The sequence below is a fragment of the Thermodesulforhabdaceae bacterium genome (assembly GCA_037482015.1).
In the GTDB taxonomy this organism is placed as follows: Bacteria; Desulfobacterota; Syntrophobacteria; order Syntrophobacterales; family Thermodesulforhabdaceae; genus JAOACS01.
Genome location: JBBFKT010000001.1, coordinates 401,854 through 425,365 on the forward strand (window position 1 = coordinate 401,854; position 23,512 = coordinate 425,365).

The following is a 23,512-nucleotide window of genomic DNA, read 5'->3' on the forward strand; positions in this document are numbered from 1 at the left end:
ATTGGGCAGGCACAAGGCCTGCCCCTACGGGACGGTTATCGTTATCTCCGGTTCACCACCGTCACCCTTTCAGGTGCATGTAGGGGCGCACGGCCGTGCGCCCCTACTGCATAACCGCCGAATTTACGCCACTTTGCCTTGATCACGAGAGCTTCGCAGACAATTGCCCGCTCACCCTGCTACAAACTCCCTCCCCGTTGACGGGGAGGGTTGGGGAGGGGTCCGGTTCTTGTCCATCAGCTCGCAGTTTCGTTCCGCGTTTCCTCCTTGTCGGTAAAACTTTTAGAACACCCTCAGTTATTGGAATCGTAAAATTACAGCGGAATAGCTTTTATTGTTTGTTTCCTGTTGTGAATCTTGCAAAATCATGACATAGAAAAATACTGAAATGGTTTAGTTTGCAGGCAAGAAATTTTAGGCAAGAATTACGATAATTTTACCATTGGGGTGGTAACCGATATGAGTGAAGAACTTATTGAATTTGAATCAGGAGAGCAAAGGAAGAGTTTTGCTCCGGGCATAACGGCAGAGGAAGTTTTAAAATCTATTTACTCAAAGATTGATCCCGAATGGGTGGCTGCAAGACTAAATGGGTATCTCGTGGATTTGAATCGTCCTCTTAGGGAAGGAGGCAAAATAGAGCCTGTATCTATGCGATCAGAAGAGGGGTTGGAAATCTTAAGGCATAGTGCTTCTCACGTGATGGCTGAAGCTGTTAAGACCCTTTTCCCGCAAGCCAGAGTTACTATTGGACCGGCCATTGAAAATGGCTTTTACTACGACTTTGATGTGCCTGAGCCTTTTTCTGACGATGATCTGGAAAAGATTGAAGCCAAGATGCGAGAAATAGTGGCTTCCAGACAGCCCTTTGTGCGTCGTGAAATTTCTAAGGATGAGGCAATTTCTTTCTTTGCTCAGGCGGGAGAGACTTATAAAGTTGAGATTATCGAAGAATTGAATGAGCCTGTTGTTTCGCTTTATCAACAGGGTAGTTTTGTGGATCTGTGTCGAGGTCCCCATGTTCCTGACACCGGCTATATAAAAGCTTTCAAGCTTACCAGTGTTGCTGGCGCTTACTGGCGTGGTGATGAAAGAAATCCCATGCTTCAGAGAATATACGGCACAGCTTTTCCGGACGAAGAAGGACTGAAAAAGTATCTTGCCTTTCTTGAAGAAGCCAGGAGACGTGATCATAGGCGCCTTGGTCGGGAACTGGATCTTTTTCAGTTCAGTGATGAAGTTGGCGCCGGGATGGTTATTTATCATCCTAAAGGGGCTATGCTTAGACACATTCTTGAGATTTTTGAAAAGAAGGAACATCTTCGAAGAGGCTATCAACTTGTAATGGGTCCTACTCTTCTCAAGACCGAACTCTGGAAGCGCTCAGGACACTTTGATAATTATCGAGAAAACATGTATTTTACGGAAATTGAAGGGCAGTCATATGGCATAAAGCCCATGAACTGCCTTGCTCACATGTTGATTTACAAGTCCAAGATTCGCAGTTACAGAGATCTTCCGCTAAGATATTTTGAACTGGGCACAGTGCATCGTCATGAAAAATCGGGAGTTTTGCACGGACTGTTGCGAGTCCGTCAATTTACTCAAGATGATGCCCATATTCTTTGCACCCCAGAACAGCTTCACAGTGAAATTGAGGGTGTGATAGATTTTGTTATTGAAGTTATGGACATTTTTGGATTTTCTTACGAGATGGAGATCAGCACCAGACCTGAAAAATCCATCGGTTCCGATGAAGACTGGGAGCGAGCCACTACGGCATTGATGGAAGTGCTTCAATCCAGGGGTATCCCTTATGCTATATGCGAAGGGGAGGGAGCCTTTTACGGTCCAAAGATTGATGTAAAACTGAAAGATGCCCTTGAAAGAAAATGGCAATGTGCCACGATACAGTGTGATTTTACATTGCCCGAACGATTTGATCTCACGTATATTGGACCGGATGGGGCAAAACATCGTCCTGTGATGCTTCACAGAGTAATCCTTGGAGCGATGGAGCGTTTCATAGGTATTTTGATAGAGCACTACGCCGGTGCTTTTCCGGTGTGGATCGCTCCTGTTCAGGCAATTATTTTGACCGTAACAGATAGACATTTGGAGTATGCCCGTCAGGTGTTTGATGTTCTAAGAGAAAAGGGTATGAGAGTCGAGCTGGATGATCGAAATGAAAAGCTCGGTTTCAAAATTAGAGAAGCTCAACTTCAGAAAATTCCTTACATGCTTGTTATTGGAGATCGAGAAATGCAGGCGGGAACTGTTGCCCCTCGCCGTCGTGACGGCGTTCAGCTCGATCCCATGAGCATAGAAGCCTTTTGTGAGCTTGTGGATAAGGAGTGTCTTGCCGCTACCAAGGGGCGGCTTGGTATGAGGGTAATTTAGTAAAAAGGAGGGTAGAGCTCTGGAAAAGGAAGTTCGAGTCAATAATCAAATCAAAGCAAAGGAGGTTAGGCTTATAGGAACGGAAGGTAACCAGCTAGGGATCGTTCCTATAGAAAAAGCACTGGAATTAGCGGCAGCAGAGGGTCTTGATCTAGTAGAAGTAGCGCCTCAGGCAGATCCCCCTGTTTGCAAGATCATGGATTATGGGCGGTATAAATACCAGCTCAGCAAAAAAAGCCAGGAAGCCAAGAAAAAACAAACAATTATACAGGTTAAAGAAATTAAAATACGCCCCAAAACTGATGAACACGATTTTCAGACAAAAATTAGACATATCAAACGCTTCCTTGCCCAGAAGGATAGAGCCAAAGTTACGGTTGTTCTTCGAGGTAGGGAAGTGATGTATAAAGATCAGGCTTATCAAATGCTTCAGAGAATCGAAGAAGCTCTTAAAGATGAAGCTGTAGTGGAAAGCTCTCCCAAAGAGGAAGGGAAGAATGTGGTGATGGTTCTGTCACCCAAGAAAGAATAAAACTTTCTGCTATATGGGCACACCTGCGTGTGTGCCCCGTTGTAGAGTTTTAGATTAGAAAAAGTTTTTTTAGTTTATTCAGCCCAGGGAGAAATAAAAAAGGGCTTTTTTTTGCTTTGTCTTGACATGAAAACTTAAGGCTCATAAATTACCCATCCCGGTTAGATGTAAGAGTTACGGTCTGGCCGAGGGAATAGGGGTAACTAGCACGACATGAGGTGCCCTTGTTTAGAAAAAGAGATTTTGTTTCCCACGGATGCCCTGGGATTATATAGGGAAGGAAAGGAGATTTCTGATGCCGAAAATGAAAACTCATCGGGGAGCTGCCAAAAGATTTAAGTTTACGGGAACCGGTAAAATTAAGAGAGCAAAGGGTTATAAAAGTCACCTTTTGACCGGAAAAAGTCGGAAGCGGAAGAGAAATCTTAGAAAGAAGACCTTGGTGGATTCTGTAAGCGTGAAAGCTATCAAGAGAATTCTTCCATACGGAAGTTAAAAGTATCTAAAAGGTATCTTATAAAGGGGAGTATAGTCGATGACTAGAGTTAGAAAAGCTGTAAAATCGAGAAGGCGAAGAAAAGAAATTCTTAAAATGGCGAAGGGCTACCGGGGAGCTCGAGGTAAGCTCTTGCGACAGGCTTCGGAATCAGTAGATCGAGCTCTTAAGTATGCATACAGAGGAAGGAAACAGAAAAAGCGTGATTTTCGCAAGCTCTGGATCCAGCGCATAAACGCCGCTGCTAGATTGAATGGCTTGACTTATTCCAGGCTTATTGACGGCTTGAAAAAAGCTCAGGTGGATGTAGATAGAAAAGTCCTTGCAGGACTCGCCTACACCGATCCCGAGGCTTTTTCTCGCCTGGCTGAGACGGCAAAGGAAGCTCTTGCACAGGGTTAACAGGACTGTGAAGTTCGTTCTGCCTTAAGGTAGGGGCATTCTTAATCTTGTTTGCCCCTACAAGATGATAGGCGAATACACCTGGTAGGTCGGAGAAGGAAAATGGATCAGGAAGGGGCAGAAAGGCTCATACCGGAAGAGGAAGAAATAAAGCGAGTCCTTAATGAGGCTTTGGATGAGCTTGAAAAAAGTAAAAATGATCTCAGGGCTATTGATGCTTTAAGAGTAAAATATCTGGGGCGTAAAGGGTTTATTACCGGCTTCTTCAAGCGACTGGGTCAGGTAAGCCCTGAGAAGAGACCGGAAGTTGGGCGTATTCTTAACGATGCTCGCGATAAGCTGGAACAAGCTATTACCCTTGCCCTTGAGCAAGCAAAAGAAGCACTTCTTGCTCGGCGCGAAACAATAGATGTGACCATTCCGGGAAGGATCCCGATTATCGGTGGACTCCACCCGGTAACCCAGGTAACGAACGAAATCGTCCAGATTTTTACTCAGATGGGGTTTGAAGTAGTTGAAGGACCAGAAGTAGAGCTTGATTACTACAACTTTGAGGCTCTCAATATTCCAAAGGATCATCCGGCTCGAGACATGCAGGATACCTTCTATATTTCTGAAGATGTAGTGCTTCGAACTCACACATCTCCCATCCAGGCTAGAGTAATGGAAAAGCGCCGTCCACCGATTCAAATTATTGCTCCTGGCAAAACCTACCGTTGCGACTCCGATATGACTCACACCCCTATGTTTCACCAGGTAGAAGGCTTGATGGTAGGAAAAGACATTTCCTTTGCCCACCTGAAGGCAGTGCTTACGCTTTTTGTGCACCGTATGTTTGGTCCTCACGTTGGACTCCGCTTTAGACCAAGCTTTTTTCCATTTACCGAGCCCAGCGCCGAAGTGGATATTCAGTGTGTTATTTGTGGTGGAAGCGGTTGTCGAGTATGTTCTTACACTGGCTGGCTTGAAATCCTGGGTTCCGGCATGGTCGATCCAGCCGTCTTTGAAAAGGTGGGTTACGATCCTGAAGAAGTCACAGGGTTTGCCTTTGGTATGGGCATAGAACGTATCGCGATGCTTAAATGGTCTATCGATGATTTGAGGCTGTTTTTTGAAAACGATGTGAGGTTTCTCAGGCAGTTTGCTTAGTCTGCCCGTGGATACCTCTATTAGGCGATTTACCTGTTAACAAACCTATCTGATAAATCCTTGATTTTATAAAGGCGTATGACTAGGCGCCTTTACTGAGTAGAAAACGGAGAGATCAGGGGATGCGATTCAGTTTTAGATGGCTTAAGTCTTACGTGGATATTGAAGCCGATGCCCGCGAAGTTGCCGAACGGCTTACAATGGCGGGGCTTGAAGTAGAAAGCGTTGAGCCTCGATATCCTCATCTTAAGAAAGTTGTGCCCGTAAGAATTACCGGTGTCCATAAGCATCCCAAGGCAGATCGGCTGTTACTTTGCGATGTGACTGATGGAAATACGGTATTTAGAGTTGTTTGCGGTGCGCCTAACGTGCGGGAAGGTATCGTGGTGCCTCTAGCTCTACCCGGTGCTGAACTTCCCAGCGGGATGAAGGTTGAAGAAGCAGTTATTCGAGGTGAACGCTCACAGGGAATGCTTTGCTCAGGTAAAGAACTGGCTCTTACCGATGATGCATCCGGTCTCTGGGTTCTTCCTGACTCTACACCCCTTGGATTGCCGCTAGATGAAGCGCTCAGTATTGATGATTTTATACTCGATGTATCCATTACCCCTAACCGTGGAGACTGCCTCTCGGTTGTTGGAATCGCCCGTGAAGTGGCGGCTATCTATGGCACATCGGTTAAATATCCAGAGATCAGGTTTTCCGAAGAAGGTCCGCCGGTAGATTCGATTGCACGAGTTGATATTGAAGATCCTGAAAAATGTCCCCGTTACGCCGCAAGAGTCATTTTCGACGTCGAAATAAAAGAATCCCCTGAATGGATGAAAGATAGGCTGGAATCTGCAGGAGTCCGCGCCATAAACAATATAGTTGATGTGACTAACTACGTGATGCTCGAATTGGGACAGCCCCTTCACGCCTTTGATTATGACCGACTTGCAGAACATCGTATTGTTGTGAAATGCGCAAAAGCCGGTGATCGCTTCCTTACTCTTGATGGGCAAGAGCGAGTGCTTTCTGACGATTCTCTCATGATTTGCGATGGAAAAGAACCTGTGGCCGTTGCTGGTATCATGGGTGGGGAACTTTCAGGTATAGACTCCAGCACAACGAGAGTTCTCATTGAGAGTGCGTGGTTCGATCCAATTTCAACGCGCCGGACGAGTAAAAAACTCAAGCTTGCCACAGAATCGAGCTATCGCTTTGAGCGAGGTGTGGATCCGGAAGGAGTAATAAGAGCCCTGGATAGAGCCGCTCAGTTAATGCAAGAACTTGCAGGCGGTAAAATCGCCAGAGGAAGAATTGATGTTTATCCCAGGCCATATCAGAAGAAAACTATACACTTTAGAGTGGCTCGAGCAAATTCATACCTCGGCACAAATATTTCTGCTACTGAAATGGCTTCAATTCTAAGGCGCCTTGAGATGGACGTCCGGGAACGAGAAGACGGCGATCTTGATGTAACTCCTCCCTCTTTCCGACAGGATGTAACCAGGGAAGCCGATCTTGCTGAAGAAATTGCTCGAATCTACGGCTACCAGAATATTCCCGTGGAAAGGCCTCCCGTCCTTATGGTGGATATTGAACCAAACGAGCATTTGCAGGTTAGAGAAGACCTCAAGGAATTCCTCAGAGGGCTTGGCTTGACGGAAATAGTAACTTACTCCTTCATCTCTGCTGCCGATCTGACAAGGCTTGGGCTTCCGGAAAATGACGAACGTCTCGATCCGGTGAAAATTCTTAATCCGCTCAGTGAAGAACAATCCGTTATGAGAACTTCTTTAGTCCCATCAATGCTTAAAACTGTTGCCTTTAACTTGAATCGCCAGAACGATCATCTGAGACTTTTTGAACTGAGCAAGGTTTTCATACGACGTCAGAATGCTTTGCTTCCACATGAAGACTTCCATCTGGTGGTGGCTCTTGTTGGAAGACGCCATCCGAGCTATCTCTACAGTGGTGATGATGAAGTTGAATATGCGGACATTAAAGGTATTGCTGATGCGGTGCTGAGCTTTTTCCGAATAGACAATGCTACTTTCGAGCTTATAGATCGCGCTCGAACACCATACCTGGATGCGGCTTCATCTGCCGACATTATTGTTAATGGCGAGCTGGTTGGAAAAGTTGGTTTGTTAGATCTTCGAGTGGCTGAGCGGTTTGATATAAAGCAACCCGTGTGGCTTCTTGAAATGAACTACGAAAAACTTTTTGCCCTTCGAGGCGCCTTGCCTAGATTTCGTCCTTTGCCAAAATATCCGTCTGTGATTAGAGACATCGCTATCGTGGCTGATGAAAACTTCCCTGTTCAGAGAGGGATCGACTTTATCAAATCCCTTAAAGAACCACTTCTGGAAAGTGTCGAAGTATTCGATATTTTCAAGAGCCCGCAAATTGGTGAGGGCAAAAAGAGTGTTGGATACCGGCTGGTCTATAGATCGTCAGAGAAAAGCCTTACGGATGAAGAGGTTAACCACCTTCACGAAAAAATCGTGAAAAGAGTGGTGGAACGCTTTAAGGTTGAACTGAGGTAGAACCATGTCTCAACCAAAGCCGGTTCAGGTGATAGTGTATCTTGGAGATGAGATTTTTCCGGGAACGTCGACCAATTTTGGTCCTTCGGGTATGCTGGTGCTAATGGATCAACCCCCCATGCTTGGGGAAAAGGTAAAGCTAAAGATACGTTTTCCCGAGACTCAAAATGCGGTAGAAGTAGAAGGTGAAGTCGTATGGACGAATCCCTTCGGTGGGACCGATCCCGCTGTTCCCAAAGGTTGTGGCATTAAGTTCGATAAGCTTTCTCATGATTTGCAGTCTCTATTTTCAACCATGGCTTTTAGATACCATCCTCAGGGAGATCCTTTAAAGTTTTTCTACTCATAAAGGAGAAACAACAAAGAGAGCAATGTTGTTGTGAGGGTGTTCTAAAATTTCCCTTATGTGGTGGCGAAACATAGAAAAGGCAGGGACGAAACCCAGCCTGGAAGACCTTCCCAGACTCAGGTAGCTAAAAACGACCCAACGTATGGTTCAGCAGATAAATGTAGGGGCACGGCATGCCGTGCCCCTACAATCAGTGCGCCCGGCATGGGCATGCTCCTGGAGGTGAAAGTCCTCCCGTGAGTTGATCACAGCGAGCAAAAGGAAGCGCAGCTGCACGAGGGTGACCGAGAGTGGGGAGGAAACGCGGAACGAAACTGCGAACCGATGGATAAGAACTGGACCCCTCCCTGACCCTCCCCGTCAACGGGGAGGGAGTGTGGAGCAGGGCGAACGGGCAATTGTTTGCGAAGCTCTCGTGATCAAGGCGAAGTGGCGTAAATTCGACTCAACTTCTCGAACCGCCCGGTGCGGACCCGCATGCCGGGTGGTGTGGGAGGGGATCGGTCAAATTGACCTCCCCTATCCCAATATGGTTACAGTTATGAGGGGACAGAGAAATTCTTTTTGTCCCCTCATTCTTTTCTAGAAGTCTTTGAAATCATCGTCCAGAGGTATTACTTCCTCCGGGGAAACTTCTCGTTTTGGTTTGGGTGCACCTTCTTTGGGCTGAACCGGCTTTGCCGGAGTTTTAGTGGCTGTTCCCCCAGTCTTCAAAGCTTTAGAAGCGGTTGGAACTTCAGGTCTTTTGAGTGTTCGAACTGGTTTAGCTACTCGTTCAACTCTCACAATGTCCTGTCCTGTTACGAAACGCATTAGTTCTTGAACATTTGCTCGAAGTTGTTGAGCCTGAGCATTCAATTCTTCAGCCGCCGCCGCTGCTTCTTCTGCACTTGCCGCCGTGCTTTGAACCACTTTATCCATGTCAGAAACTGCTTTGTTGATCTGAGAAACTCCCTCAGCCTGTTCGTTTGATGCAGCAGCAATTTCTCCGATGAGTTCCGTAATCTTGGTTGATCTGGTTTCAACACTTCTTAGAGCTTCATCGGTTAGACTTACGTAACTGACTCCTTCCTGAACTCGCTTTCTTGTGTTTTCTATAAGTCCTGCTGTGTTTTTTGCCGCTTCGGCGGCTCTCATAGCAAGGGCTCGCACCTCATCAGCCACAACGGCAAATCCTGCGCCAGCTTCTCCTGCTCGAGCAGCCTCCACCGCCGCATTGAGAGCAAGTAAATTCGTCTGGAAGGCAATCTCATCAATTGTCTTTATGATTTTTTCTGTTTCTTCGCTGGCTTTATCGATGTCTCTTATGGAATTTACCAGTTTGCTCATTGCTTCGATGGCATCTTTTACCGCTTTTGCCGTCTCCTGAACCATGCTGTTTGCTTGTGATGCGTTATGGGAATTTTGAGTTGACATAGAAGACATTTCTTCAAGAGCCGACGCTGTTTCCTCAAGTGATGCCGCCTGTTGGGATGCACCTTCTGCAAGACTCTGGCTTGTGGATGAAACTTCAACGGCCGCAGTAGCTACCTGATCCACCGCTTCGCCCATGCTTTTTGCTATGTCGGTAAGTGACCTGGTAATGTGTCTTACCAGAAGAAGTGCCATAATGACCGCAACGGCAAGTATGACCACAGACACTATGGCGATGAAACCTCTGGTTTTTGCAACCATGTCAGCGAGGACCGTTTCTGATACCACAGTCTTACTTATTACCTTTTCAATCTCTTCCAGAGCATTCCAGCAGTTTTTGTAAGCGGGAAGGAGTTCTTCGTTGAAGATCTTGCTTATAGCCGCATTTGCTTCTCTAATTTCTGTTTCTATTCTAACCACTTCACCAACGAGTTCTTCCATCTTTGCGAGATTGGGGCGGAGAGTGTTTTCAATCTCATGAAGAGCATCGTCTGTGGAAAGCCTGTTTATGGCGTCTTCTATTTTCTTCTTTGCTTCCCGCATGGTGAGGTTGATTTTTTCCATCTCTGGGATGGCTTTAGCCAGAGCAGGTATATCCTGTGCCCAGGCGTTCATTTCAGGTGTCATATAGGCTTTCCACTCTTTGAGCTGTGCTGTGATCGTAAAGGGTTCGCCCTTTTCGAAGGCTTCCGCTCTTTTCATGAGGGCTTCGTTTCTTTCATCCAGGTAAACTCCCGTTCCCAAAACCCATCCCCAGGGTTCGAAAAGCTGCACGTAGGAGATTTTAGGCACCGCGTCCTGTTCGGAATACTTGGGCCAGTAATACATGACGAAGCCAGAACCTTTTTTCTTGCAAACGTTTGCAAATTCCACAAAGAGTTTTTTCCCTTTTTTGTCTGCAAAGTTTGTAAGATCTTTTCCATCGAGTTCAGGCTTGTATGGATGCATGACCATTGTGGGATGAAGATCATTTATCCAGATATAATCTTTTCCTTCAGGACCATATCGGAGACTTTTTATGAGTTTTTTGGCAATTTCCTGCCGCTGAGCGATTGTTCCAAGGGAACTGTCTTCGGCAACGCCTTTGATCATGGTAATAGCAGACTGGACCACGTTTCTTGTAAGCATCTGGTATGTTAAAAGACCGGCTATTTCTCGTTCTGTTTGAAGATTAACTTCTGCGAGGAAATTCTGATGGTCTTTGAGCACAGTTTGCAGAAGATAAGTTCTCACACCGGTATGTTCTACTCTTTGAATGGAGGCTATCTTCTGGACGGCTTCGTAGAGTTTTTTGTGGGATTCTTCAAGTTTTCTCAGAGCTTCTTTTGAGTCAGGGAAGGTTTTTTCGAATTCGGCACGTTCAGATCCTGCAAGGAATTTTCCCACAGCGGATTTAGCCGGGTCGGTGTTTGCAGAGAGTTTTCCTTTCGTGCTGCCAACGTATTCCGAAAGGGCGCTGAGCCACTGCGATTCTGAAAGCTTAATTTCTGTGATGTATTGGGGCCATTTCTTAAGGGCTATGATGTTCTGCGCCTTTGTAAGAATGCTACCAATGCTTAGATACACTCCCACAGAAAGCACAATAAGGCATGCGATAACTGCTAGAAAACCACCTGCGACTTTCTTGCCTATCGTCATAATTTCCTCCTCCTCCTCCTCCTCCTCCCTTCATGGGAAGTATTATTGGTTCAATTAAAGGTGCCATCATCCTTTATAATTAGGCAAAAATCTGGCTTTTAATAAACTTAACAACCTTTATAATAACCTAAGAAGTTTCTTCGTGATTTGTGTCAGTTTCTGATAAAAATTCTACAATGGTCTTGATAAGCTTTGAAACAGTAAAGGGTTTGGGGAGAAATCGTGTTTTTTCATATTCCAGCACCTGGTTTAGCCTCGATTCCCCATAACCCGAGATAAATAATGCCGGAAGAGATGGTCGGTCGGCTTTCATAGACTGGAATAAGCTTATTCCATCCCCTTCTGGAAAAACCACATCTAGGATCACAATATCCACGTGGTTCTTGAGTTCTTGCCATAGAGACCTGGCTTCGCTTTCACTTGAAGCTTCTAGAACCAAAGCGCCATAAAACTTGAGGGACGCCTTGATCATATTTCTCAAAGCCTGGTCGTCTTCTACTATAAAAACCGTTTTTCCTTGAAGAACCTTAATTTCCGGTTTGAGTTCACTTTCTATACCTTCACTTTCCACGGGAAAGTAAAGTTCAACTTCTATTTTGTTTTCTAATTTTTCGAGGTTTACGTATCCCCCTGCTTGTCCCACCATTTGAGATATGAAAGAGAACAAGATCTTTTTGAATTTGCTAAAGGCGATCCCTAAAGATTTAGCGGGTGAATGGGTATAGGACTGCAAGTCGTTTAAATCCATAGGCTCTTCATTGGAAAAGCTTAATGCTTCATCAGCTTCATAGGTTATTGATAGCACGGAATATGTGCCTGGTGGAATGCGGACTTCTGGAGTAGTGAAAGCAGAGCGGAGCCTTTTACGTTTGGTTTTAAGTGATATTTTATTAGGCAACATTAGTTCCTGTCGATCCCCGACAAGCAGGCGAAACACCACAGCTTCGAACTCTGTGCGTCTTACACGAACAGAGCCTACCTGAGGATCAAAGGAACATTCAATTGTAGCGTTGTCACTAAGCAATTGGATAAGGGGGCTGAGAACTTCCTGAACAAGTTCATTAAAGGATCTTTTTTCAACGAAAGATTCGTCTTTTTGTCCCATTTTCTGAAAATAATTCGATATGGTGGCGCCTCTATTTACAGTGTCCTTTATAAGATTAAGGTATGATTCTATCTGGTGAGACTGACCGATATTGATAGAAATCATATCACATAAGCCAAGAATTATTGTGAGAATGTTGTTTAACTCGTGGGTAAAGACTGATGTAAGGTGTGATATAGTTTCGGCTTTTTGAGCTTCTGCAAGAGACTTTTGAAGGTGTATTTCGCCCGTGATGTCTCTTGCGCACTGAAAGTAACCTATAATGTTTCCTTTGTCGTCTCTCAAACGACTTGCCAGGATTTTAACGTATCGCTTCTCTTCCTTTGCCCAGATCCAGCCTGTTGTTTCAACAGCTTCTGGAAATTCAGTGGACATTTTGATTATACCGTTAGAAAGCTCTTCAATCTCGGCAGGTTCAAGATTTATAAGAAGCGAAGCTGGTATGACTGGTTTCTTACCCCCCAAAAAAAGTGGAGAAAGATCAAGGGAACGATGGAGTACATCTTTTCTGGACATACCTGTTAAGCGTTCAGATGCATCATTCCAAACAGTAACCTTTCCTTCTGAATCAATGATAAATAAAGGCAGGGGCATCTTATCGACAATTTGCTGAAGGAAAGACCATCTTCCTTCATGATACCTAATAGCTTCCTTAAGCTTTGTTATGTCTTGAATAAGGATAAGCACATAAACATTTTGAGATACAATGCGGCGTAGAGAAACCTGGGCTATCGCAGGAGAATCTTGTGTAAATTCGATTTCTATCTGTTGATCGTAGCCCTGAAGAACACACTCAAAAGCTTGTTCAAGTTTTTCGGATGACGCTTCAGGAAAAATTTGCCAGACAGGTGAGCCGTTGGATTCCGCTTCTTTAATATCTTTCAGCCATTTTATTGCTTTAGTATTCCAATTTAAAATTTTGCCATCTCCGTCACAAACTACAATTCCTGTTTGAATGTTTTCAATTAGAGACTGACTGAACTGGTTTTGTTCAAAAATAGTTTGACGAAGATGTTCATTTTTCCTGAGTTCGTTGTTAAGATTTTCAATTGTCTTATATAAAGTTTTTGTTTTTTGAGCGATTATTGATCTAAGGGCAACAATAATGACAAGCATTACGGCTGATATAAGCAGGGATCCTATCACCAGCCAGTAAATCCATTTTTTGATTCTCGAAGGCGATTTGAAAATCCAGATCTCAGCAAGTCTATAATAAATAGAATTTGAATCTTTTTTGAGAGTTTCTATTTTTTCGTCCAACCGATTAAGAAAATAGATGTGTTTTCCTTTAGTTGCGGCTATTCTAAGCCCTGTAGGACTAAATGTTATAATAGTTCTTCCTACCTCTGGGTAACGATCTAGGAAAGCAAATCCTGCAAAACGACTTGCAACACCGGCCTCGACCCGGTGATCTGAAATAAGGCGAAAAACTTCTTCGTGATCATTTGCCATGACATAATTTACGTTACTTATGCCAAGATTACTGATCATATTTTGGAATGCCTCAGCGTATATGCCCTTTGGAACTATTGCGATGGTTTTTCCTTCAAGGTCGGTTATGGAATTCAATGTAACATTTTTCCTGCAATAAAGTTCTCCCCAGTTTATGAGAAGATTGGTTTTACCAAAGTCAAAACGTTCTGCTCTTTGGGGCGAAAAGGCTAAGGGAAGAAGGAAATCAATAAAACCTTTTTCAAGATTATCCAGACATTCTGACCAATCACATTTAATAAAAGTTAATTCCCAACCTTCTTCTCGAGCGACGTACTCTAGAAGTTCAACTAGGAACCCCTTCGGTTCGTTGTTTTCGGTGAAAGCTAGAGGTGGATTTTCGTAGATTCCAACAATGTAGGGAGTTGTAGCGTAAGTAGGTGGGCTCAACCCTAGAACGAGAAATAGAACGAATAAAGAAAACTTCCTTAGCTGGATCATAGAACATCCCTGAGATTTGGGTTAAGACGCTGTTTTTTTGGAGGATCATGGGACATGTAGCATAAGTGGAGATTTAATGGAAGAATTTTTATGGCGTCCCCAAGGGGATTTGAACCCCTGTTGCCGGCGTGAAAGGCCGGTGTCCTGGACCTGGCTAGACGATGGGGACGCTTACCTTAAAGGCGAAAAGCTTCTACTATGAATTGAAATACCAAGTCAAGTATTTTTAGTAAAATTTCCTTAAAATTGTGAAAGCATGTTTGTAGTCTTACTTGCTATTGCCAAAAATGGCAAAAATTGAGAAGCTATCTTACGAGGATGCTCTAAAGGCAATGTCACGTAAGAGAGGGGGAAACATGGGAACAGCATCGACAACTCTTCGTTTTGAAGGCACTGATCGGTATTATCTTAACCCGGAACTTCGGGAGATTGTAAACATCGCCATCTCAATGGAAAAGCCGCTTCTTCTAACCGGAGAAGCTGGAACCGGCAAAACAAGACTTGCTTACGAAATCGCTAGAGCTTTGAACCTTAAAATGGAGGAAGCACGGTGTAAATCAACTTTCAAAGGAGAAGAACTCTGTTACGTTTACGATACGGTCTTGCGTCTGAACGACTCCCGCTTTGGCGCGGGAAATTCGGGCAGAAACGTGGACAATATCTGGGATTACATACGTTTTGGTCCTATAGGTAGAGCTTTCATTGCAGAAGATCGCCGAGTTCTTCTCCTTGATGAAATAGATAAAACCGATTCCGACACTCAGGATAACCTTCTTGATGTGCTGGAAGAAGGTTCTTTTATCATTCGAGAAATCAACCATAAGATTCAGGCTAAGGTAAAGCCCATTATAATCATTACGAGCAATGCCAAGCGCGAACTTTCGGATCCTTTTTTGCGTCGATGCTTCTGCCATTACATTCCTTTTCCGTCGCCGGAAGAAATGGCAATAATTGTTAAGCTTCATTACCCCGACATTTCCGATGCCTTTTTGGATGCCTGCCTTACGGTTTTTTATCGTTTGAGAGAGCAGGAATTTGAAAAACCTCCTGCAACGGCTGAACTCTTAGATTGGATCGGCGCCATGAGATCTGCTGGTTTGGGTGGTCCCGGGGCCGGTAGAGATATACCTTTTATTGGGACTTTACTTAAGCGAACAGAAGATATTCTGAAGTTCAAAGGAATTGGGCGGAAGGAAAGGTTTTGACCATGATAGAGTTTTTTTACAAGCTCCGTGACGCCGGCATTCCGGTAACTCTTCACGGCATCATGGATTTTTATAAAGCTGTTAAAAAAGGTCTTGTGCGGGACATAGATTCGCTTTTCCTTGTGACCAGGCTCATATTTGTAAAACGAGTTGAACACTACGATCTGTTTGAACAAACCTTTGCGGCATATTTTTACGGTCGAGATGGGGCAAAGATTCTTCAGGAATGGGAGGATCTCTTTAATTCAAAGCCTTTTAAGCGATGGCTTGATGAGGAAATTAGAGCGGGACGATTAAGCCTTCAGGAAACTGAGTCGCTACCCATGGAAGAACTTATACGCCGTTTCTGGGAAACTGTTATGGCTCAGCGGGAAGCCCACTCAGGGGGATCCCGCTGGGTTGGCACCAGAGGTGGATCGCCTTTTGGGCACAGTGCTTCTTCGCCCCAGGATGGAGGTATTCGAGTTTATGGATCGAGCGTTCATGGCACAGCCAGAAAAGTCATAGGGGAGCGAAGATACATAAACTACGCCGACGATGCTCCTCTCACAAAGGAAAACCTCCGTCAGGTGCTTTCAAGTATGAAAAGTCTTCGTCCTGTAGGTCCTCTCGCTGAACTGGATGTGGATGAAACAATCTATCGCACGGCGAAAAATGGTGGTGAAATCGAGCTTATATTCAGGCGAGAACTCCGTAATAAAGTTGAAATAGTGGTTTTGCTTGATAACGGTGGATATTCCATGACCCCTTACATTCCTCTGGTGAAGACAATATTTCGCAGGATTCGAGATACCTTTGAACATGTTCGCTATTATTACTTTCATAACTGTATCTACGGCGTTGTTTATAAGGATCCTCAACGCACGAAACCTTTGAAGTGGGATGACCTCCTCCAGCTTGGTCCCAAAGCAAGGCTTATTATCATCGGCGACGCAAATATGGCGCCATCGGAACTGATGGCATCCTTTGGATCCATAGATATGTTCAGCGCAGTGAGAAAACCGGGTTATCAATGGCTTCAGGAGCTAAGGAAAGCTTTTCCGGCAAGCGTATGGCTCAACCCGATAAAAAAGGATCTCTGGAGGTATGAAAGCTTAACGATACGCCGCATCGCTTCCATATTCCACATGGAGGATTTAACTCTCGGTGGGCTTAAAAGGGCAGTGGAATATCTTAATGTTCAGGGATCAACAGTTGATGTGCTTTAGTAAACAGATAAAGGGTTGTAAATATCAAATGGGCGCTTATTTGGAAGGAGAAATTAAACATCTTTTTGGTAAAGCTGTTCACGGTTATGGGCTTATAGATGATGGAGATAGAATCGCTGTTGCCTTTTCTGGCGGAAAAGACAGTATGCTGCTTCTTTACATGCTGAAAGAGCGATTAAGCTATATTCCCATCCGTTATGAACTCTTTGCTGTGTATGTGGATTTGGGGTTTGATCCCGAAATGCCGAATATCGTAGAAACTATGTTAAAAGACAGTTCTATACCTTACGAGATTATAAGAACAGATTTTGGGACGAAGGCTCACAGCAAAGAAAATCGAGAAAATCCGTGTTTTCTCTGTTCAAGACTCAGGCGAATGATGCTTTTTAGAGCGGCATGGAATCGCGGATGTAACAAGATAGCCTTTGGACATAATCAGGACGACATCATAGAAACCTTTTTCCTGAATGTTTGTTATTCAGGACAGATTTCCACAATGCTACCACGGCAGGAATTTTTTGGCGGCGAACTGGTGGTCATTCGCCCTCTTGTGCTCATGCCGGCGCAAAAAATTGAAAGATTTGTAAAAGAAAAGGGACTTCCTAGCGTGGCAAATCCTTGTCCCTCAGCATCTAAGGGCAGGCGAGCCTTGATCAAGGAACTTCTCGGGAATCTTTACAGAACCAATAGTAAAATCAGGGGAAATATTTTTCGCGCAATGAGTAATGTAAACTTAGAATATCTTCCCCCACCCCTTAATGGAGGAAGAATGAATGACGGCAAACCAGAACAAGACGATTTATCTGATTGATGGGAGTTCTTATCTTTATCGAGCTTACTACGGTGTTAAGGCGGCTTTAACGAGCCCAAAAGGAGTTCCTACCAGAGCCATCTACGGCTTTGCTCAAATGCTACACAAGGTTCTCAAGGAAAAGAATCCTTCATACATCTGCGTGGTTTTTGATGCTCCGGGGAAAAAATTGCGTCATGATCTTTATGCTGATTACAAGAAACGACGAGAAGTAATGCCAGAAGATCTCATCGTTCAGGTTGGCTATATAAAAAAGCTTATAGATCTTATGGGTATTCCCCGGTGGGAAGAGCCTCAGTATGAAGCCGATGACCTTATTGCTTCGGCAGTCAGGTGGGCAAAAGAAGGAGGTTATAATGTAGTGATAGTTTCCGGAGATAAGGATTTGCACCAGTTGATCGAATCCCCCCGGGTGATTCAGTGGGATCCACAGCGAGATCAATGGTATGACGAAAAAGCTGTGGAAGAGAAGATAGGGGTTCCGCCTTCCAGGGTTACAGACTTCCTTGCTATTGTTGGCGACAAAAGCGATGATGTGCCGGGAGTTGCGGGCATAGGAGAAAAGGGGGCTGTGAAACTTCTAAAACGGTATCCAAGCCTTGAAGAATTGCTCGAAGCGGCACATCGAGGAGAACTCTCGGAGGATGCTCAACTTCAGAAACGTCTCCTGGAACATGAGCAAGAAGCACTTCTTTCAAAAAGCCTTGTTCTTCTTAAGGAAGACTTTGCCGAATCTATAGATCTGGAAAGGTTTACGAAGCGAGAACCTGAGATAGAGGCTTTGAAGGAATTTTATGAAGAACTCGGTTTTAGGAGTTTTCTAAGAGAACTTTCTGCTTTTATGTCAGATTCCTCCCCCCGTGAAAGCGAAGCTGTTGTTCCTCAAATGGCTGATTCTCAACCTGCAAGACAGGTTACAATTGTCAGATCCATGGAAGAACTTGAGCAGGTCGTAGCGGAAATCAGGAAATATCGAGCTGTTTCTATCGATCTGGAAACATCCTCGGAAGACCCTATGCTGGCGGAGATTGTTGGTTGTGCCTTTTCGGTTAAGCCGCAGGAAGCCTTTTATGTGTCTGTTGTCAAAGAAGGAAAAAATAAAGAGGGGTTGAGGGTAGGGGAGTTCATAGACACCGTTAAGCCAGTTCTTGAAGATGATAAAATTTCCAAGTATGGGCAGAATCTCAAGTATGAACTGATGGTTTTGAAAAGGTATGGCATTGAATTGCGGGGAATAAGATTTGACACTATTGTAGCGAGCTACCTTCTCGACCCCGGTCAGCGAACTCATGGACTCAAGTGGATGGCTGAACGTTATCTCGGGGAAATAATGAAAACCTACCGTGAAGTTACCACCCCGGTTTATGATGATGAAGGCAATGACGAAGATGAAACTCCTGCAGAGTCCAGGAGAAGAAAACAGCAACAAATTTCCTTTGAGGATGTGCCCTTAGAATTGGCAGCGGAATATGCCGGAGCGGATGCCGAGGTTGTGCAGCGGCTGATACCTGTTCTTAAAAAACGTCTTGATGAAGAATCTCTGTGGGAGCTTTACACCGATCTTGAACTTCCTCTTATCGAAGTTCTTGCTCGGATGGAACTTAACGGTGTGCTGGTAGATGCAGAAAAACTCCGGGATCTAGCCAAAGAGTTTGAAGTAAGGCTCCAGGAGCAGGAAGAACGCATCTATGGTATGGTGGGAGAGCGCTTTAACATTCAGTCTCCAAAGCAGTTAGCCGTCGTGCTTTTTGACAAGCTCAAGCTTCCGATCGTTAAAAAAACCAAGACAGGATCATCTACCGATATGAGGGTCTTGGAGGAATTAGCTCTTCATCACCCCATAGCTCAGGAGATTCTTGCCTATCGCACGCTTGCAAAGCTTAAAAACACTTATGTGGATAAACTTCCTGAGCTTGTTAATCCTTTTACAGGAAGGATACACACTTCTTACAACCAGACTGTAACCGCTACGGGGCGGCTCAGCAGCTCCAACCCAAACCTTCAGAACATTCCTATAAGAACAGAGGAGGGGCGTCGGATTCGAGAAGCCTTCATACCCCAGAAGGGTTATAGGTTGATCGCTGCAGATTATTCCCAAATAGAACTTCGTATTCTGGCTCACTATAGTGGCGATGATGGACTTGTGGAAGCTTTCAAATTTGGAGAAGACATCCACAATAGAACAGCTTCGGAGATCTTTCATGTGCCGATCGAAGATGTCACTTCGGAGATGAGACGCCAGGCTAAGACGATTAATTTTGGGATTATCTATGGGATGGGACCCTATAAGCTTTCAAAATCACTTGGTATTAGCCAGTCTGAAGCCAAACAGATCATCGATAGATATTTTGAAAGATATAAAGGGGTTAAACAGTTTTTTGAAGAAACAATAGAGTTGGCTCGTGAAAAGGGCTTTGTTCAGACTCTTTTTGGCAGGAAGCGGTGGATTCCAGAGATAAAGAGTCAAAACAAGACGGTTCGTCAGCAAGGCGAAAGACTTGCGTTTAATACCGTTATTCAGGGCACGGCGGCTGATATCATTAAGAAAGCAATGGTTAATATTCATCGGGAGCTTAAGAAAAACTATCCAGCAGCAATGCTTATTCTTCAGGTTCATGATGAGCTGGTTTTTGAAGTTCCAGAAGAAATCTGTAAGGATGTAGGTGAGATAGTTAAAAATCTGATGGAAGGGGTTTGTTCCCTGCGAGTGCCTCTTCAAGTGGATGTTGGGAATGGATTAAACTGGGCAGAAGCACATTCTTAAAAAATCAAAACCGCCCTTGATATTTAGGGCGGTTTACGATGGGATTTGAAATTGTTTTTATAAGGCTCTCGAATTTTTTGAAAATCTTCGATTTTTATTTGCTCTGAAGCTCAGCTTTGAGCTTCTCTACTTCTTCTTTGTATTTTTGAAGTTCTTCTTTGTATTTGCTTATATCTTCGCTTCCTGCGGATGAAGTTGCTTCAGGGGCGTCACCGCTTTTTTTCTTTAAAAATGGTATATTAATTTGATCTTTTACTTCGTCATATCCAAGGTAAGCAGCCATTATACCACCAAGGAGCAATACTAACGGCAAGGCACCAGCAAGAATGTGAAGGAATTCCTTAAAGAACATCAGGATGCCGATTATGCCTAAAAACGCCGAAGCCAATCCTCCAACAAATACTTTCATCGTTTTTCCTCCTCTATGTTTGTGTCATTCGATAACGAAAGTCATCATGACTAAGTCCCTGTCCCACCTTCCTTTATCATGCACGGCTTGAGATTGCAAGCACAAAGAAACGTTAGAAGGATAATTATCTCCCGTGAGAGATTTTTTGTAGATTGATGAAGAGTGTTCGAAAAATTTTTTCCATACAGAGTTGCCTTTGCATAGGTATAGATTTGTAGGAGCGACGAATGCGTCGCCCTTAAATTAGTTTTATGTTTTATGTTTCTTTAATATATGATTCACCACATAACTGTAGGGGCGACGCATGCATCGCCCCCCTACAATTTACTACGAATTTTTTTAGAACACTCTCAGAACAAATCATCTCCGCTTAACCTAATTTTGCCGGATCTATTCGGTCTTGAAAACATGGAATTCTAGACCGGACATCTTCGATTGTTGGCAGGTTAATAGTGGTGATCAGGATTTCCTCATCACTTCCCCCTTCGGCGAGCACTTCACCCCAGGGATCAATGATGGCCGATGCTCCAGGATAAACCATGTTGCCAATTTTCCCGCAACCGTTACATCCCACAACAAATAGCTGGTTTTCGATAGCTCTGGCGCGAAGTAGAATTCGCCAATGGGAAACTCTTGCCTGAGGCCATAGAGCCGGGACGCAAAGGAATTCTGCACCTTTCAAGGCTACCAGGCGGCATATTTCCGGGAACCTGATGTCGTAGCAAATTACTACCCCAATTCGGCATATAGATGTTTGAACAACCGGCAGAAGAGATCCACGAGTAAAATGAAGATGTTCTCCATGAGGCGAGAAAAGGTGAACTTTATCGTAGGTTCCGACTATGCCCGATTGAGGATCAATTATATAAGCTCTGTTGACTATACCGTTTTTTGATTTTTCCGCTGTTGATCCCACTAGAACTGCATTCCATTTGATGGACCATCTAAACATCCACTCCAGAACATAAGATGCTCTAGAAGCTATTTCAGGAAGCCTTTTGTAATCGAAGCCAGATGCCCACATTTCCGGAAGAACAACAATCTTGGGTTCAATAGACTCCAGATGTGCCCCTAAAAGGTCCACTTTCTGAATATTTGCTTCCAGGTTGCCTTCTTCTACCGAGAACTGCAATGCCACGGCTTTAAAGATTTCCATCGCCTAAAACCTCGTTTTTATGTTCGAGTTCTTGCCACAGATAGTCCAATAACTTTTGATGCGCCGGCTTTTTTCAAAATCTTAGCACATTCTAATATTGTTGAGCCAGTTGTAATAACATCGTCAACAAGAAGCACGGTGGTCCCGCTTAATCGCGATGACCATAATTCGTGAACAGCAAAGGCTCCCTTCAGGTTCTTCTTTCTTGCCGTTTTATGGAGTCTAACCTGGGGCGGCGTATTCCTTATTTTTACAAGCACCGAGCGATTCCATGGAATTCCAACTCGCTTTGCAAGATCTTTTGCTAGCAAAACCGATTGATTAAATCCTCGCTCTTTTAATTTGTCTATATGCATGGGAATCGGGACGATAAGATCTATTGTTTCTTCTCTAAGCCATCTAAAGATTGCTTCCCCTAAGAGTTCTCCTAGGCTTGGGACATCGTAAAGCCGCTTTCCGTATTTAAGCCCCGTTATGAGCTTTGCTACGATTCCATCGTAAACACAGGCGGAGCGTATCATGTCGTATGGTGGCGATGTCGTAAGACACTCACCGCATAGAGACAGTTCTTCTGAACGATTTTCTACGGGGAAAATGTAAAAAGGATCTCCACACTTTGAACAAAAAGGCGGTTTAAGCCAGGGCAGATTTTCCCAGCATGAGGAACACCAGAAACAAGGCTTTTTAGACCAGATGATCTCTCCACATAAGGGACACCGCCGAGGAGCCAGGAAATCTTTGGCAAATTCCAGAATACGACCAATACGCTTGCTCATCCAAACCATACCCAATTCCCCGCCTTATCCATTGTAATTGCTTGCTTTTGATTTAGAAACTTTTGCTTAATTCAGTGGTTGTTGCAAGAAGTAATTTGATGGGCTATTGCTTTGTTGAACAGGGTGGTTAGCTTAATTTAATAGTAGAGGATTGATGGCGATGGAGGAACCGAGAATGACTCAAGAAGACCTGGTTCAATATCTACAACCTACATCCATTATTGACAGTGATCATCCTTCCATTAGAGATCTTGCTAAGCAAATTGCTGGGAACATTGAATCTACTGCTGAAAAGGCTATAGGGCTTTACAATTGGGTAAGGGACGAAATCATCTATGATCCTTATAGCCCGTTTCATAAGACGGAACATTACCGAGCAAGCGAAGTATTGAAACGAAGAAGGGGCTTTTGTGTTCCTAAAGCGTCTCTTCTTTGTGCTCTCGCTCGCGCTCAATCTATTCCCTGCCGGCTTGGTTTCGCCGATGTGAGAAATCATCTTGCAACGAAGCGTTTTCTGGAGAGATTGGGTTCGGATCTTTTCGTGTATCACGGTTATGTGGAGTTTTTCCTTAATGGGCGGTGGATTAAAGCTTCTCCCACCTTTCACAGAGAACTCTGCGTCAAATTCGGTGTTCCTCCTCTAGAATTCGACGGAGTCCATGATGCGGTCTTTCAGGCTTATGCACCACCGCTTGACGAAGTGGAAATGGCATCTAAGGGTGGATTGTTGGCTGGTGAAAGCGAGATAACCACCAGAACAAATCGGGAGCCTCGCCGGTTCATGGAATATGTGGCTTTTCATGGCACGAGAGCCGATGTGCCAATAGATGAGATTCTTTCAGCCTGGGAAAAAGCTTACGGCAAGGAACGCGTGAATAAATGGATAGAAGAAACTGAACAGCATTCTAAATGAAGGAGATGAAGTTATGAAATGTTCATTCAAGCCTGATCGATCGATGTTTTGGGTTCCAGTTGTAGAAATTCAGTTAGAAAATGCTGATTTTGCTACAGCATTCAAAGCGGCAGATGAAGCCGCAAAAAGCAAACACGAAGAAGCAATAATGATAGCCTGGTATGACAGCCTAAAAAACGCTTTTTCCCCGGCTGTTGAATGTTGTAGCGAAGAAATGCCGGGATGGCTTGTATATGCAAAATCCCGTGGAGGGAATTTTATAGTTAGCGTTAACCACGAGACGTTTATTTTTGTGTTTTTCGTCCCTAACGTTTCCTAAA

At 44.3% G+C, this 23,512-nt stretch carries 18 protein-coding genes and 1 tRNA gene; 13 read left to right on the top strand and 6 right to left on the bottom strand.

The window, feature by feature from the left end; genetic code table 11:
* Positions 1-459 precede the first annotated feature (459 nt).
* The 7 genes from thrS to WHS38_01865 all read left to right on the top strand — a co-directional run bounded on the left by thrS (position 460) and on the right by WHS38_01865 (position 7,862).
* Positions 460-2,400 carry a threonine--tRNA ligase gene (thrS, locus tag WHS38_01835; protein ID MEJ5299709.1) on the top strand — a complete coding sequence of 647 codons (1,941 nt, stop codon included), beginning with the start codon at positions 460-462 and terminating at the stop codon, positions 2,398-2,400.
* A gap of 19 nt (positions 2,401-2,419) precedes the next feature.
* The gene (gene infC / locus WHS38_01840; GenBank protein MEJ5299710.1) at positions 2,420-2,932 is read left to right on the top strand and encodes a translation initiation factor IF-3; all 513 of its coding nucleotides are present in this window, start codon (positions 2,420-2,422) and stop codon (positions 2,930-2,932) included.
* A 295-nt stretch (positions 2,933-3,227) separates the two neighbouring features.
* Positions 3,228-3,428: a 50S ribosomal protein L35 gene (rpmI, locus tag WHS38_01845; protein ID MEJ5299711.1), complete on the top strand. Its 201-nt coding sequence runs from the start codon at positions 3,228-3,230 to the stop codon at positions 3,426-3,428.
* 39 nt (positions 3,429-3,467) lie between these two features.
* Positions 3,468-3,830, top strand: coding sequence for a 50S ribosomal protein L20 (gene rplT / locus WHS38_01850; protein MEJ5299712.1), 363 nt, complete (start codon positions 3,468-3,470; stop codon positions 3,828-3,830).
* A gap of 102 nt (positions 3,831-3,932) precedes the next feature.
* Positions 3,933-4,979, top strand: coding sequence for a phenylalanine--tRNA ligase subunit alpha (gene pheS, locus WHS38_01855; protein ID MEJ5299713.1), 1,047 nt, complete (start codon positions 3,933-3,935; stop codon positions 4,977-4,979).
* 122 nt (positions 4,980-5,101) lie between these two features.
* On the top strand, positions 5,102-7,513 hold the full coding sequence (gene pheT / locus WHS38_01860) for a phenylalanine--tRNA ligase subunit beta (GenBank protein ID MEJ5299714.1): 2,412 nt from the start codon (positions 5,102-5,104) through the stop codon (positions 7,511-7,513).
* A gap of 4 nt (positions 7,514-7,517) precedes the next feature.
* Positions 7,518-7,862, top strand: a complete 345-nt coding sequence (locus tag WHS38_01865) for a PilZ domain-containing protein (GenBank protein ID MEJ5299715.1) — start codon at positions 7,518-7,520, stop codon at positions 7,860-7,862.
* A 582-nt stretch (positions 7,863-8,444) separates the two neighbouring features.
* On the opposite strand, the gene WHS38_01870 is transcribed toward WHS38_01865, so the two are convergent.
* The 3 genes from WHS38_01870 to WHS38_01880 all read right to left on the bottom strand — a co-directional run bounded on the left by WHS38_01870 (position 8,445) and on the right by WHS38_01880 (position 14,119).
* On the bottom strand, positions 8,445-10,913 hold the full coding sequence (locus WHS38_01870) for a methyl-accepting chemotaxis protein (GenBank protein MEJ5299716.1): 2,469 nt from the start codon (positions 10,911-10,913) through the stop codon (positions 8,445-8,447).
* A gap of 127 nt (positions 10,914-11,040) precedes the next feature.
* The gene (locus WHS38_01875) at positions 11,041-13,950 is read right to left on the bottom strand and encodes a transporter substrate-binding domain-containing protein (protein MEJ5299717.1); all 2,910 of its coding nucleotides are present in this window, start codon (positions 13,948-13,950) and stop codon (positions 11,041-11,043) included.
* Positions 13,951-14,041: 91 nt separating this feature from the next.
* Positions 14,042-14,119 (bottom strand) — tRNA-Glu (locus WHS38_01880).
* A gap of 187 nt (positions 14,120-14,306) precedes the next feature.
* On the opposite strand from WHS38_01880, the gene WHS38_01885 reads away from it, so the two are divergent.
* The 4 genes from WHS38_01885 to polA are packed head-to-tail and all read left to right on the top strand — an operon-like array spanning position 14,307 to position 19,938.
* On the top strand, positions 14,307-15,155 hold the full coding sequence (locus tag WHS38_01885; protein ID MEJ5299718.1) for a MoxR family ATPase: 849 nt from the start codon (positions 14,307-14,309) through the stop codon (positions 15,153-15,155).
* A gap of 2 nt (positions 15,156-15,157) precedes the next feature.
* Positions 15,158-16,363, top strand: coding sequence for a hypothetical protein (locus tag WHS38_01890; protein MEJ5299719.1), 1,206 nt, complete (start codon positions 15,158-15,160; stop codon positions 16,361-16,363).
* A gap of 28 nt (positions 16,364-16,391) precedes the next feature.
* Positions 16,392-17,174, top strand: a complete 783-nt coding sequence (locus WHS38_01895) for an ATP-binding protein (protein ID MEJ5299720.1) — start codon at positions 16,392-16,394, stop codon at positions 17,172-17,174.
* Positions 17,137-19,938, top strand: a complete 2,802-nt coding sequence (gene polA / locus WHS38_01900; protein ID MEJ5299721.1) for a DNA polymerase I — start codon at positions 17,137-17,139, stop codon at positions 19,936-19,938. Before WHS38_01895 ends, polA begins: the two co-directional genes overlap by 38 nt.
* Positions 19,939-20,032: 94 nt before the next feature.
* On the opposite strand, the gene WHS38_01905 is transcribed toward polA, so the two are convergent.
* The 3 genes from WHS38_01905 to WHS38_01915 all read right to left on the bottom strand — a co-directional run bounded on the left by WHS38_01905 (position 20,033) and on the right by WHS38_01915 (position 22,288).
* Positions 20,033-20,347, bottom strand: a complete 315-nt coding sequence (locus WHS38_01905) for a hypothetical protein (protein ID MEJ5299722.1) — start codon at positions 20,345-20,347, stop codon at positions 20,033-20,035.
* A gap of 370 nt (positions 20,348-20,717) precedes the next feature.
* Entirely contained in the window at positions 20,718-21,503 is a 786-nt protein-coding gene (locus WHS38_01910) for a carbon-nitrogen family hydrolase (protein ID MEJ5299723.1), read from the bottom strand.
* 17 nt (positions 21,504-21,520) lie between these two features.
* Positions 21,521-22,288 (bottom strand): ComF family protein, encoded by a 768-nt coding sequence (locus WHS38_01915; GenBank protein MEJ5299724.1) that lies wholly within the window; start codon positions 22,286-22,288, stop codon positions 21,521-21,523.
* 166 nt (positions 22,289-22,454) lie between these two features.
* On the opposite strand from WHS38_01915, the gene WHS38_01920 reads away from it, so the two are divergent.
* Both WHS38_01920 and WHS38_01925 read left to right on the top strand, forming a co-directional pair.
* Positions 22,455-23,192 (top strand): transglutaminase-like domain-containing protein, encoded by a 738-nt coding sequence (locus WHS38_01920; GenBank protein MEJ5299725.1) that lies wholly within the window; start codon positions 22,455-22,457, stop codon positions 23,190-23,192.
* 13 nt (positions 23,193-23,205) lie between these two features.
* On the top strand, positions 23,206-23,511 hold the full coding sequence (locus WHS38_01925; protein MEJ5299726.1) for an AF1514 family protein: 306 nt from the start codon (positions 23,206-23,208) through the stop codon (positions 23,509-23,511).
* Position 23,512 lies beyond the last annotated feature (1 nt).